The organism is Paenibacillus polysaccharolyticus (assembly GCF_023714295.1).
GTDB classification, from domain to species: Bacteria; Bacillota; Bacilli; order Paenibacillales; family Paenibacillaceae; genus Paenibacillus; species Paenibacillus polysaccharolyticus_A.
On sequence record NZ_JAMAUN010000007.1, the window covers coordinates 115,869 to 128,523 of the forward strand.

Annotated in this window: 12 protein-coding genes; 3 read left to right on the forward strand and 9 right to left on the reverse strand. The window is 47.3% G+C overall.

What is annotated here, in order from left to right; translation table 11 throughout:
- Positions 1 to 89 precede the first annotated feature (89 nt).
- The 5 genes from M3629_RS17550 to M3629_RS17570 all read right to left on the reverse strand — a co-directional run bounded on the left by M3629_RS17550 (position 90) and on the right by M3629_RS17570 (position 5,589).
- Positions 90 to 1,106, reverse strand: coding sequence for a YhcN/YlaJ family sporulation lipoprotein (locus M3629_RS17550; RefSeq protein ID WP_251508867.1), 1,017 nt, complete (start codon positions 1,104 to 1,106; stop codon positions 90 to 92).
- A gap of 209 nt (positions 1,107 to 1,315) precedes the next feature.
- A complete protein-coding gene (locus M3629_RS17555; protein ID WP_251508870.1) occupies positions 1,316 to 2,323 on the reverse strand; it encodes a DUF4340 domain-containing protein in 1,008 nt (335 codons plus the stop codon).
- A complete protein-coding gene (locus tag M3629_RS17560; RefSeq protein WP_251508871.1) occupies positions 2,320 to 3,714 on the reverse strand; it encodes a GldG family protein in 1,395 nt (464 codons plus the stop codon). Before M3629_RS17560 ends, M3629_RS17555 begins: the two co-directional genes overlap by 4 nt.
- A gap of 4 nt (positions 3,715 to 3,718) precedes the next feature.
- Positions 3,719 to 4,435 carry an ABC transporter permease subunit gene (locus M3629_RS17565; RefSeq protein ID WP_154891001.1) on the reverse strand — a complete coding sequence of 239 codons (717 nt, stop codon included), beginning with the start codon at positions 4,433 to 4,435 and terminating at the stop codon, positions 3,719 to 3,721.
- Complete coding sequence (locus tag M3629_RS17570) at positions 4,432 to 5,589, reverse strand: ABC transporter ATP-binding protein (protein WP_285888895.1); 1,158 nt, start codon at positions 5,587 to 5,589, stop codon at positions 4,432 to 4,434. The genes M3629_RS17565 and M3629_RS17570 overlap by 4 nt, the downstream gene beginning before the upstream one ends.
- A gap of 229 nt (positions 5,590 to 5,818) precedes the next feature.
- Between M3629_RS17570 and M3629_RS17575 the strand changes: the two genes are divergently transcribed.
- Positions 5,819 to 6,892 (forward strand): glycosyltransferase family 4 protein, encoded by a 1,074-nt coding sequence (locus M3629_RS17575; RefSeq protein WP_186811753.1) that lies wholly within the window; start codon positions 5,819 to 5,821, stop codon positions 6,890 to 6,892.
- A 316-nt stretch (positions 6,893 to 7,208) separates the two neighbouring features.
- On the opposite strand, the gene M3629_RS17580 is transcribed toward M3629_RS17575, so the two are convergent.
- Positions 7,209 to 8,699: a DHA2 family efflux MFS transporter permease subunit gene (locus M3629_RS17580; protein ID WP_251508875.1), complete on the reverse strand. Its 1,491-nt coding sequence runs from the start codon at positions 8,697 to 8,699 to the stop codon at positions 7,209 to 7,211.
- Positions 8,700 to 8,935: 236 nt separating this feature from the next.
- The gene (locus tag M3629_RS17585; RefSeq protein WP_251508877.1) at positions 8,936 to 9,295 is read right to left on the reverse strand and encodes a hypothetical protein; all 360 of its coding nucleotides are present in this window, start codon (positions 9,293 to 9,295) and stop codon (positions 8,936 to 8,938) included.
- 194 nt (positions 9,296 to 9,489) lie between these two features.
- On the opposite strand from M3629_RS17585, the gene M3629_RS17590 reads away from it, so the two are divergent.
- Together M3629_RS17590 and M3629_RS17595 are read left to right on the forward strand one after the other, a co-directional pair.
- A complete protein-coding gene (locus M3629_RS17590; protein ID WP_251508879.1) occupies positions 9,490 to 10,728 on the forward strand; it encodes a glycosyltransferase family 4 protein in 1,239 nt (412 codons plus the stop codon).
- On the forward strand, positions 10,725 to 10,895 hold the full coding sequence (locus tag M3629_RS17595; RefSeq protein ID WP_167375712.1) for a hypothetical protein: 171 nt from the start codon (positions 10,725 to 10,727) through the stop codon (positions 10,893 to 10,895). Before M3629_RS17590 ends, M3629_RS17595 begins: the two co-directional genes overlap by 4 nt.
- A 121-nt stretch (positions 10,896 to 11,016) precedes the next feature.
- On the opposite strand, the gene M3629_RS17600 is transcribed toward M3629_RS17595, so the two are convergent.
- The gene (locus tag M3629_RS17600) at positions 11,017 to 11,571 is read right to left on the reverse strand and encodes a GNAT family N-acetyltransferase (protein ID WP_251508881.1); all 555 of its coding nucleotides are present in this window, start codon (positions 11,569 to 11,571) and stop codon (positions 11,017 to 11,019) included.
- A 260-nt stretch (positions 11,572 to 11,831) separates the two neighbouring features.
- The gene (locus M3629_RS17605; protein ID WP_251508882.1) at positions 11,832 to 12,581 is read right to left on the reverse strand and encodes a glycosyltransferase; all 750 of its coding nucleotides are present in this window, start codon (positions 12,579 to 12,581) and stop codon (positions 11,832 to 11,834) included.
- Between the last annotated feature and the right edge of the window lie 74 nt (positions 12,582 to 12,655).

Consider the following 12,655-nt stretch of genomic DNA (forward strand, 5'->3'; position numbering starts at 1 on the left):
TGGCCAAGTAATGTACTTATGTAGAAACAAATGTGCCTTTGCAGTGGATAGACATCTTCTGCAAAGGCACATTTGTTCATTTCACTGTTTTACCGAGTCACACGGTTCATCATGCCGCCATCATTATGGTTACGATTCATTAGACCATCGTGATTACGATTCATAACACCATCACCCAGGATACCGTCACGGTTATGGGTATCACCTGCGTTCGTTGGGAAGATGCGCTCCACCATCGACTGGAACGTATCAATCATACCGCTGACTGGCTTACCATTGCGCAGATCAGTTGCATAGTTCTCCACCTGGCCTACGAAATCCGGGTTAGCCGATACGTATACGTTCTCCACGTTAGGTGCAAACTGCTTGATTTTGGCGGAGATTTTACCTTTGATCTCCTCAGGTGTGTTGTCATCCGAACTATCCATCATACGTGGATGCTCGCTTCTTGTGCCATACTGACTTTCGTTCATAGTACGGGCTTTGCCACTATCCGTCAAACCGCGCATCATACCGATTGTTCCCGTGCCCATCGTGCCATAGATTCCGCGATCGTTGCCCATATGGCTACGGTCTGTTGCTGTACCCGAATTAAGTCCAGGAGCGATTCCGCTTGTACTGTACGGTGAATTCGTGCCCGTTCCGCCATGAACGCGCATCCCTCCCATATCCTCATTCATCAAGCCACCACGCATCGTATCACTGGCATGATTACGCATGGTGCCATTTAAACGGCTGCCTGTATGACCTGTTGATTTGCTGCCTAGCTTACCTGCATGCCCATTCGCCAGACGCACAGCAACATAAGCATTACGGTCGGTTAACATGACATGAGCAGACTCGACTTCCTTCATTTCAGTAATGCGCTTTGCCAGTTCATCACTGGATCTCAGGTCTGTGACATTGTGCATCCGGTAGCTTTTTGCGCGAATACCATCCATACCGTTGGTTTCGACGCCGTAACGATTGATACCATGGGCTTGCTCACGAACACTTTGGGTATGCATGTTGTTATCGCGATTCCCACAACCCGTCAAGCCGGCCATTACAAAAATTGCAGTAGATAATGATAACGTAATCGCTGTTGCCTTGTTGACTGTTGGCATGTAATGTTCATCCTCCAATGTGGTTGGTTTGGTTCACATAGATAGGATGCACGTATGGAGTTACCGATATGCTGAAAGGATATGGCACTCTAACCTGCCAAGCTGACTCATTTTTATAGGTTTATGTAATTTAACTCTGTTCTTTTCCGCATGCAAAATAAAAAACAGCAGTGTTGCATGTACAGCAACACTGCTCTGTTCTAATTTTCTCACTTCTCGGAAGATGTCTCGGACGTATTAGGCTCCGAAGACGCAGCGGAGGTTTTGAGTTTTTCCGCAACCTTCTCCACTTCTTTCAAACTAGCCGCATCCATCGTATAGGCCCACCCTTCGTCCGGAGTGATTACCCAGATGGTATCCGGCTCTGAAGAGGTCGTCAGCAACCGATACACCGTAGTTGTCTCTTTCCCGTTCACTTGTTGCTGGACTGACAAAGTGGAGCGAGGAATCGCATCTTTTACATCCGACGCCTTACGAACATCATCGGCGGTAGTCAGATTTTTAATCTGGCTGATCAAAGATATCGCATCTTCTGCCTTAATGGACTTGCCATTTAAGGTCCAAGTATGTTCAGATGCCGTATCCCCTTCTGCTGATGCCTTCAACATCCAGCTCGATGCTTCGCCTTCCCATTCCAGCGTACGCACATTAGATTCATCCATATTAAATGGAGTTGTATCCAGTAGTTGGCGGCGTGTGAGAGCAATGTTGGTCACCGCATCATTTTTCACAGCAACCACCGCTCCTGAATTCACCTGAACATAATGTCCATCCCCCGCAGGTAACTGGCTACCAATAGCAATCTTGAATTCACGCCCGTCTTTCAATTTGATATCCAGACGTGTAGCCGCAGCGCCCAAGCCGTACTTCTCAACATCCTTTGGCGACTCTTCGACAACCATCTCCTGGTCAGCACTACTCATCGCATCGAGCCAACTACCAACACTGTACTCATTAAGAGGATAGTTCTTCGGCTCAGTCATATGCCAGACGCCGTCCTTTAGTTCTAACGTTGACACAGCATCTGAATCTGAACCTGTTCCGGACTTATCTTCAGTCCCCTCATGCAGTGTAATCGCCTGAATATCTGCTGATGATATACCAAGAAGTTTGGCCTGCACGGCCTCTTCTTCTCGAAAATAATTCTGATTGGCCGCATACACCCAGCCTGCAATCAATATAACAACGACCACCAATGTTGGTATTAATTTTTTCATACCCGTCTGCGCCTCCACCATAAGAGTGCACCGATGATCACAAAGATAAGCGGGAATGCCACAATCGCTACAAAAAAGATCGTTCTGGCCTGCTGATCATTCAGATACGCTATCTCATAACCAGCCTGTACACGTGGACGAATCGTCAGACCATCTTGTTTTTCACTTAAATAATTCACGGTATTCAAAATGAAATCCCGATTGCCGCCACTCGCAATTTCCGAATCCTGCATGAAAATGGACGACCCCAGAATGACGGCTTTGGGCTTGCCATCCAACGTATCCGCGGCATAACCGAGTTCGACAGGGCCCTGGATATCCACCTTCTTGTCATTGTTCGTTTCATTTTGCAGCAAACCGCTAATATTGGTCTCTCCGTAACTGTCATCCGAGGAATGCATTAACGGAGACAGCTTGTATTTGTCCTGCTCCTTGCTGGTTAGTGCAATCGACAGAGACAGCATCGGGTACAGCTTGTTCTGAGCAAGCTTGTCTGTGATCGCATGACTTCCGTACTCAGGGGACACCCACAGCGGGCCCATTGTACTGGCTTGATTGTTATCCACCATAACTGCATGCTCATCAACTACACCGTAGTCAGCGATCAATGCGTCGATATTTTTCCAACTGGACTTCATATCTTCTGCAAAACCGAGGGATAATAACAGCTTACCTCCATTGCTCATATATGTCCGTACGGCCTTAAGCTCAGGATCACTCAGATCACGCTGTGGCCCAATAATAGCGAGTACATCGGCATCCTCAGGTACTTTACCAGCCTGATTCAGTTGCAACTCCTCTGTTGTGACATTATTCTGTTCCAGTGAAGATCGCAAAGTGCCCATCTGATCCAGACTTAGTTCTTCATGTCCGGTCAGGAATACCATTTTTTCCGTCTCCGTAGAGGAAAGGTTCATCAGTGCCTGTGTTAATTTCTCCTCACCCGTAAACTGGTAAGACCCGTCGCTACCGTCCCCGTTCGCAGTGAACAAGCTGGCAATATCAATGACCTTATGCCGGTCTCCCTGCTCCAGCACAATCGAGCTACCTGTGATCCCGTATTTGGAGGCAAGCGCAGGTTCCTGCGTCAAGTTGTACTGTTTCATTTTCAGCTTACTGCTGCGTTTAGTATATTCTTCAACCATATCCGCCACTTCGCGGTTCAGGACGGTATTGTTTGCATTTTCAACCGTTAACACGAGAATGTTGACATCATCTTTGACATTTTTGATCGCCGTTAGGGACTGGTCGGATAGTGTATATTGTTTATTCGAGGTCAGGTCGAGCTGGAAGCCGCCAAGCGAATTCAGGAACAGGGTTAGCAAAATAAAGATGCCAATCACCGCAACGGACAAGACGGTACTGTTGGTATGACTTAACCATTTTTTCATCTTCTCACCTCCACCGCTTCCGTTCCACAATTTGAATGCTTAACAATAAAAACACACCCGTAAGTGTGACATAATATAGAACATCCGGTCCGCTCAGCACACCTTTGGTAAAGTTGTCAAAGTGCTTTGTCAGCGCAAACGGATCAAGCCATTTCTGTAAAGTGGACCCCGTATTACCTGCGAATGAATCAAGCATCCACAAAACGAGCAACATAATAAAACCCGCCACCGCAGACACCATCTGATGCTGAGACAACGTGGAAGCAAACACTCCAATCGCCATCATGCTGGCGCCGAGGAAGAACAAACCAAGTGCAGACAACCAGACGGATGTCAGATCCAGCTTCCCGTAGAAAGACATGATGAATGGATACACTAGACTGCACAGAATGAGCACGAGCAAAATGGCCAGTGAAGCCAAATATTTTCCGAAAATAATCTCGGTCACTCGTGTCGGTGAAGTCAATAGTAGCTCGTCTGTTCCCTGCCTGAACTCCTCTGCAACGAGTCGCATCGTTAACAATGGCACGACAAAAAGTAGCATGGACAATGTATCACCCAAGACCAGGCGATAGTCTACAATGCTCGGCTGAACATATACAAAGCTGGAGTAAAACAACAGACTCGTCATCAGCACGTATACGGCAAAAACAAAATAAGAGGTTGGCGACAGGAAATACGCCTGTAGCTCCTTGTTACAGATTGCCAGCATTCTTCTCATTGGCTTCCCTCCTCTGAACCCCGATTCGAGACCTTGGGATCAGATACGTCCTGCGCGTCTGCAGCATCATAGTTTTCTGGTTCGGACGTTGTTAACTTCAGGAATATTTGCTCCAAGCTCAGGTTTTCACGTTTCATCTCCAGAATTGGCAAACCTGCACCCGATAACAGATAAAACAGCTCTTCCCGGAAATCCTCGGACGTTTCCCCGGTGAGCCTTACGTGAACAGTAGAAGCTAGATGAGATGCTGTCTCTCCTGTATCTGGTGTACCGGTTGTCTCTGCTACTGAAGCCGCTGTATGATCTTCCCCTGCTAGTTCACTTGCTGTTGCTTCTGTGTTACCTTCAGAGGATGAAGACAACGAAGACGTTGATGATAATGGAATAACTTCACTTTTTGCCTTCTCCCAAGGATTCAGCACCTGTAGCAGTTGTTGCTCCGTTGCTTTGACTTCAAGGGACACTTTGAAACGCTCTCCCACTGCAGACCCAAGTTCCTGCGGAGATCCATCGAGCACAAGCCTCCCTTGATTAATAATCAGCATTCGGTTACATAGTGTGCTTACCTCAGGCAAAATATGCGTGCTGAGTAATACGGTATGATTTTCACCCAGTTCCCGAATCAAATCTCTAATCTCGATAATTTGGTTCGGATCAAGTCCAGAGGTAGGTTCATCCAGCACCAGCAGGTCTGGCTTATGTATGATCGCTCCTGCTAATCCCAGCCGCTGTTTATAACCTTTGGATAATCCGCGCACCAGTTGTTTTTCCCTGCCCTGCAATCCCAGCCTGCTGACCATCTCACTAATCCGAAGTTTGACCTCACGCGCCGGAACATCCCTCAGATTAGCGACAAATTTAAGATATGACTGCACCGTCATATCCGGATAAAGCGGCGGCGTTTCTGGAAGATACCCAATCTTCGAGCGAACACTACGCCCCTGATCATGCACTGATACACCATCGACCAGCACCGAGCCTTCACTGGGATGCAAATACCCTGTAATCATTCGCATCGTTGTCGTTTTGCCAGCACCATTGGGTCCCAAAAATCCAACGATCTCGCCTCGCTCCATGGTGAAGTGCAACTGGTGCACACCGCGCTGGCCCTCGTACACTTTGCTCACCTGTCTCACTTCGAGCACGTCCTTCATCCTTTCCCGTTAAAAATACCCATGTAGCGCGATTAAACACAACACGGGAAGTTATTTGTATGATATGGGATGTACGCTAGCCTCAGCTTAAGATCACTTAAAATAAAGCTTAATTTTTTTTGTCTAAATTGTGAACTTTCAACATTGTACCCACACCCCGCCCTTGGGTCATACGTAACATACAGTACAGGAGAATGAGCTCCTGACCAAAAGTCAGAGGGTGAATCGTGTGAAAGTATTATTCACGTTTTATGTTCCCAGCGGCGGTGTGGATACGCTTAACCGACTGCGAACCGCTGTATTGAAACGTCATGGCATAGAGGCACATCTATTGTATTTGAATACAGGTTCAGGCTTGCAGAATAACAGTGATACTCGTATTTTCACCGCATCCAGTGACCAGGATATTCATCATCTGATCCATAGTCAGCACTATGATGCCATTATTACCACTTCGGATATTGCCATGCCTGGTCGTTTGAGAGGTCTGGGTTACAAAGGCCGGATTATTTTTGAAGCTCAAGGTCTAGGCACGCGGGAACAAGCACTGGAAACCATTGAAATGGCCGTCCCCTACCTTCAAGCTCATTGCGATGCTGCTGTAATCCCCCCAACCGATCATCTACTGGATATGTTCATCCATATTTGCCCTTGGCTTCATCGTTTTGTCATCCCCAACATGCTGGATACGGATGCTTTTGCCCCGATCGCTGTGGACACTCCGCCTTACCCGGTTCTTGCGTGGGTCGGACGTCTGGAGCACAACAAAAACTGGCGCGAGTTCCTCGAAATTTCCCATGCGATTATTAAAAAGAAACCAAAAGCCAGGCTGTGGCTCTTCCACGATCCCACCTTGGCTAATCCGGAAGATGAGGTCATGTTTCGGCATCTGCTCGCCGAGTATGGATTAGAAGATCGCATCGGGATCTTTGTGAACGTTCCCCACTCGGAAATGCCAACCTTCTATTCCATGGTTGCTGCTTCAGGAGGGATTATGTTATCCACTTCTTTACTCGAAGGTTTCGGTTATGCCGTAGCCGAAGCCATTAGCTGTGGTTGCCCTGTACTCAGTACAGATTCGGATGGCGTTCGTTCATTTATTACTCACAACAAAACGGGTAAATTCTATCCGATTGGCGATGTGCATGCCGCAGTAAACGAGGCAATGGATCTAATGAACAACAAGAAACTTCGGGAATATATTCGTATCCAGGGAAGACAGCATCTGAGTATATCCTTTTCACCCGACCGATACGCAGCCTCTTTCCGCGAAATGATGACGGCGTTGAGAATTTTTCATTGAACGACTGATTAACTTGAACTATGTGTGATTTACACGGACCCCTCCGATGACAGAATAACCATCCAATCGCTGTTATCCCCAGATTTTTTGGATTCCCTTTTCCAAAGGGAAAAATCCGGTGATAAAGGCGAAGCGAATCCTTCCGAAGCAGCTTTCTTCCAGAAAGCTTTTATCTCCGCTTTTCCTGGTTTTTTCTGTCCTCTCCGTTTCTGTGTAAATAATTTAGTGCAAGTTATATCGAGAATTGGGTAATCAAAAGGCAGTCCAGAGCATACGCTTCTGAACTGCCTTAAATTTGTTATATATTGGAAATATATTAATGTCCCATCATCATCGCTGGGTCAGGGCTATCCCCTGTCTGCAATTCCGGTTCCGGTTCAGCCGTACGCTTCGGTTTACGCAGAATCAGACTAAGCACACAACCGAACAGCGCAATACATGCTGCGAGGAAAAACGTATCATTGAATCCGCTCACCAGTCCGTTAACGATATCTGCTTTTTCCGTGCCCATTGTGTTGCTTGTCACACGAGAGGTAAGGAATCCCGTAAGACCCGCTACCGCAAAGGAAACAACGACCTGCTGCGCAGCAGCAGTTAATGGTGTCACACGGGCCACCAGTTTACGCGGTGCCGCATTCAATACGTGTGTGTTCAGTGGCATCATGGACAAGCCCATACCAAATCCCATCATAAGCAAGGCGGTAATAATAAGACCTAGCCCTGTCGTAGCTGTAATCGAGGACAAAATAAACAACGCTCCTGAAATAATACCCAGACCTACAAAGGCGAGCGGTCTTGCTCCAATCTTGTCAAACAACCGGCCACCCAGTGGCATGGAAATCCCGGAAGCCAGCGCTTGAGGCAGCAGGATTAGTCCTGTCTCGAGTGCCGTGTATCCTTTGATCTGCTGCAAGTAGAGCGGGATCAGAATCATCGAGCCGAACAAAGCCACTTGGGCTACCCAAGCTAGGACAATACCTCTGGAGAAGTCGGAAGAGGTAAACACCCGAAGCTCAAGCAACGGATTTTTTTGACGAAGCTCTACGATAATAAACAGGATCAGCGCTACACCGCCAACAATAACGCCCGTAAGTGTTGTCGCAGACGTCCAGCTCGTGCCGCCTTCACTTACACCGTACGCCAGCATGGAGAAAGCAATTGGTGCAAGGATCATACCCAGCAAATCCAGAGCAGGTGTAAGGCCGCGGTCGGTATCCGGTAAGAATCGAACACAGAGTATGAAAGCCGCAATACCAATCGGCAGGTTAATCAGAAAAATCCAGTGCCAGCTGACCGATTCGATAAACCAGCCGGACAATACCGGACCGAGCGCAGGAGCAAGCAGCATCGGAATACCGAGCATCCCCATAATGGAACCTCTGCGTTCTGGCGGAGCCAGACGAAACACCATAGCCATCCCGATTGGAGCGACCATACCTCCGCCAAGTCCTTGAATGACACGAAATAAAATCAACTGCTCTGGTGATTGAGCAATCGAACACAAGACAGAGCCAAGCGTAAACATGGCAATGGTGAATAAAAATACTCTTTTGGCCCCGAAACGGTCGGTCAGCCATCCGGCTAGCGGAATTACAGCGGACAAGGCGAGCGTATACCCTGTAACCGTCCATTGAATGGTTTTCAGGTCTGTCTCAAAATACTGTACCAGATTTGGAATAGCTACGTTAACGACCGTGCTGTCCAGAATGACCATAATCATGCCGACGATAATCGATAGAAGCGGCAGGATAATCGTCTTAATTGAAAATTCTTCTGTCTCCTGTGGTACTGATGTTTGTTGTTTCACGCATCACTCTCTTTTCCGGCGTCGCAATGGCTTCAGGATGACCCGGCCTGCGGACTGCCTATAATGACGATTGTTTCAAACCATCGTTTTAAATCATTGTTTTAAACTTTCGTTTTATACTGGTTTAATTGTAATGAAAATACCTTTGCTGTCAAGCTATTTTTCAAGGTACCTTTTTATAAAAAAACGACAAAAAGGACCAGGCCTCTCGCCTGCTCCTTATCGTAGTGTACACATTAATCAGCAAGTTTGATCATTTGATGCTCCGACAATACGCCGATGAGCTGTCCGTCCCCGCTGCGACAGTAGATTCGGATCAACAGATGGTTAGGTACAGAACTATTACTTATGATTTTCAATTCACCGATTTCGCCAGACACGTTCAGATTGTGAATGACATAACTATTGGCTGCCGTCCCTGAGCCTGGGTTTACATGAAATAAGTTTCGGTACACTTCTCCGTAAATTCCGCCTACTCCAACATATACATCTGTTCCTTCGCCATCTCCAACATAAGCAACTTCCACATCCATGTATTTCACAGGAATAAACGTCTGAAGCAAATTCTCATGCATCTGGATGATATATACGGCCATCTCGTATCCCTCCTGCGGAGCCTGAATTCTTCGCAATTCTCCCTGTAGACAGGATATGTTTATTCTCGTCCATTGGCATGTATAGTCACCCAATTTTCAGGATTGCAAACGGATGCCCGGCCTGAACTCCCGCTTATTTCATAGAATAACAGGATAGGAGTTCGGCCTGTGCAGGCCGCGACAAGGAGGTCGTCATGAGAGTTCTGCTCGTTACGTATTGGGAACTTACGCATATGGGAGGCATCTGGACGTATATTAAACAACTCGCCGACAGACTCGCTGCCCTCGGTGTCGAAGTGGATATCATGGGCACAAACAGCGCCAGAAATGAAGTATATGTTCGTAATCTCAATCATTCATTCTCGAAAGATCTGGTATGGCCCATGCTGCAAGCCAAGCTTAACCCAACCGACCTTCCACAATTCACAGCTGACTCACTGCTGGCTTATTACGAATTGAACAGATATGCTTTTGAGATGGCTGCTTCCTATCTTGGCGTGGAACAGTATGACGTTATTCATGCTCAAGACCCTGTTGCAGCTGTAGCGATCAAACGGATTATGAAGCGAAACATCCCGCTCGTTACAAGTTACCATGGAGCTCTTGCTCGCGAAGCGTTCTACGATGAGCAAAATTCCAATCCACAGTTAACACTATCTGCCTATTTGCAATCCAAACGCGGACGTTATTTCCTCTCACTGGAGCAACGCAGCGCGGCGCAATCTGAATTGATTCTGGTGTCGAGTCACTGGATTAAAAGCACGGTGACTGAACTCGGCGTGCCGGAGTCCAAATTCAGACAAATTCCGTATGCTGTCGATCTGCCGAATTATCGTAAAGCTGCCGCTGCCAGGTTCCCTCATCGCGCACCTGTGGGCAAGAAGGTTATTGCTTTTACCGGAAGACTTGAATATATCAAAGGCGTACATGTACTAATCAAGGCACTCGCGAACCTGAAGACAATACGTTCGGATTGGGTATGCTGGATTGCTGGAGAAGGCAATCTGCGAGATGAATTGCTTGGTCAAGCTGCCGAGGCTGGGATTGACGCAGATATCGTATTCTGGGGCAAGCTTGATAACATTCCTTCCTTCCTCAAACATGCAGATATCTATGTACAACCCAGCCTTCAGGATACACAGCCCTTTTCCGTTACCGAGGCACAACTTGCAGGTGTACCCGTTATCGTCAGCGGTACAGCAGGCATGCCCGAAATGGTCGAACCGGGGCACACCGGGTGGGTCGTTCCCCCGCAGGATGCCGATTCACTCAGCGAGCTGCTGCATGCGCTGCTTGAGGATGATACAACTCGCAAAAAGGTAGGAGCCGCCGCCAAATCATGGGCGGAACAGCATCGCTCCTTGGAAGAAATGGGATTACGTACACTGGATGTATATCAAGAAGCGATCTATAGAGGAGGACTCCGGGCATGACCTTGCTTGTTCCAAGTGATCTGTATAATCGCTGGTTTTCCGTTCCCGTCTCCACGCCCCACATTGAGGTGGATTACGAGACGATGAACGCACTTATGCAAAAGCTTCCGAAAGGATATGTGTTTCCCGATCCGGTATCCATGGTTATTTTGAATGAAAAGGACTAAAAAATTACTCTCTGAGCAGCCTCTTCAAGGCTAATGTGCAAGCATTACAAAAAGAAGCCACAGATCTAAATCTGTAGCTTCTTTTTTTCATAATCTAATCATACTTCAACACTTTTTCTACTTAATCGGATGCCAACTTTGAATACATATACAGATCATTAAACGTATCCATCGAACCTGGTTCTGCTCCACTTCCCACTCTCTCGTAACCTCTCAACGTTCCTTCCCGTGTGAAATCTAGCTTCTCCAGCAGTTTAATAGAGCTCACGTTACGGGGATCAACTTTTGCCTCAATCCGATTGAGTTTCAAAGAAGAGAAGCCGTGAGTTAATAGAGCAGATACAGCCTCCATTGCATACCCTCTACCCCAGTAAGCTTTGGCCAGATCGTACCCGATCTCGGCTCTAGCTTGTTCATTATCAAGATAGTTATAACCGCAGGAGCCCATGATCACACCCGATTCCTTTTCAATGATGGAGAAGCGGATAGCCTTCTTTTCCTTAGCCAGATCAGCGAGCAACTGAATCATCTCCAGCGCTTGTTTTTCATCCGAGAACGGGGAAATATTCATAAACCTGGCGACCTCCGGGTCAGACCATACCTGAAAGAGCTCAGTCGAGTCGGAAGCTTTCATTTGACTTAATTGTAGTCTTGTCGTGTGTAATTCGGTAATCAATACGTTAACCTCCATTATGATTCGTTAATAGTCCGGTTATCCAATATTGATATCTGCGCATCATTCAGTCCCTTCTATGTACAAGTCACCGTTCATTATACAGGAATTTCGCTATCTCATCCTTTTCAAAAAAAGAGCGAATACCTGCGTAGCATCTTCCACTGCTGCTCAGGTGTTCGCTCCTCATACTCCGTATTTTAGCTAATCATCCTGCTGATCCATGTTGCTCTGCTAGATAGACCTACAATTGCAATCGTCCATCATTTCCAATACCCGCCGACGTGCAGCAAGTTAAGCAGAATTGGACGATGTTTCTCCTGAACACGTTCCATCTCCGCGACCAGTTCCTTGAAATGACGTTTCGTTCCCATTGACTCGTGCAGCCGGTAACACATCAGTGGTTCATTGAAATAAAACAGCTCATACAGCGGGAACAGCCTTAGCCACATCTCATAATCATGCGTATAGCGAAAATCCGTGTCGAACACCCCAAAGCGCTCAAACGCCTCCATCTCCACCATTACCGTACATCCATTAATCGGGCAGCCTTCCATCAGCACCTGCAACATTTCCAGACGGCTTCCCACCTCAGGCTGCACCGTATCCAGCCATTCGCCATGTTCATTGATGTAATGATACGCCCCATGACAGAACGATGCTTGGACATCAAGCATAAACTTCAACTGTTTTTCCACCCGATTCAGCAGCATCACATCATCCGAGCTGAGCCAAACAAAGTAGTCCCCTGTTGCATGTTTGATGCCTTCGTTAAGTGCGGTCGCTGTGCCGCCATTCTCTTTGCGAATATAATGAATCTCTTCCATAAACGGCTGTAGCCGCTCCACATGTTTGGTCGACCCATCATCCACCACGATCACCTCAATATGCGGATAAGTCTGGTGAAGGGCACTGTGAACGGCCTGCTCGATATACGGACAATTATAAAAAGGAATCACGATCGAAACCTTCGGCTCCATCCGGGCATCCCCTTCCTCCTCAAATCTCTGCAAACTGTTGCGTCTCCTCCAGTATATGAAGGTTTCTACCGGCCGTATCGGGCGTTCATAGCAGGGTTAACGTACAT

What these genes read in the sequence shown, in the direction of transcription:
- M3629_RS17555 (WP_251508870.1), bottom strand. Translation starts at nt 2,323, where the DNA reads ATGAAAAAATTAATACCAACATTGGTGGTCGTTGTTATATTGATTGCA.
- M3629_RS17595 (WP_167375712.1), top strand. Translation starts at nt 10,725, where the DNA reads ATGACCTTGCTTGTTCCAAGTGATCTGTATAATCGCTGGTTTTCCGTT.
- M3629_RS17585 (WP_251508877.1), bottom strand. Translation starts at nt 9,295, where the DNA reads ATGGCCGTATATATCATCCAGATGCATGAGAATTTGCTTCAGACGTTT.
- M3629_RS17550 (WP_251508867.1), bottom strand. Translation starts at nt 1,106, where the DNA reads ATGCCAACAGTCAACAAGGCAACAGCGATTACGTTATCATTATCTACT.
- M3629_RS17590 (WP_251508879.1), top strand. Translation starts at nt 9,490, where the DNA reads ATGAGAGTTCTGCTCGTTACGTATTGGGAACTTACGCATATGGGAGGC.
- M3629_RS17560 (WP_251508871.1), bottom strand. Translation starts at nt 3,714, where the DNA reads ATGAAAAAATGGTTAAGTCATACCAACAGTACCGTCTTGTCCGTTGCG.
- M3629_RS17570 (WP_285888895.1), bottom strand. Translation starts at nt 5,589, where the DNA reads ATGAAGGACGTGCTCGAAGTGAGACAGGTGAGCAAAGTGTACGAGGGC.
- M3629_RS17565 (WP_154891001.1), bottom strand. Translation starts at nt 4,435, where the DNA reads ATGAGAAGAATGCTGGCAATCTGTAACAAGGAGCTACAGGCGTATTTC.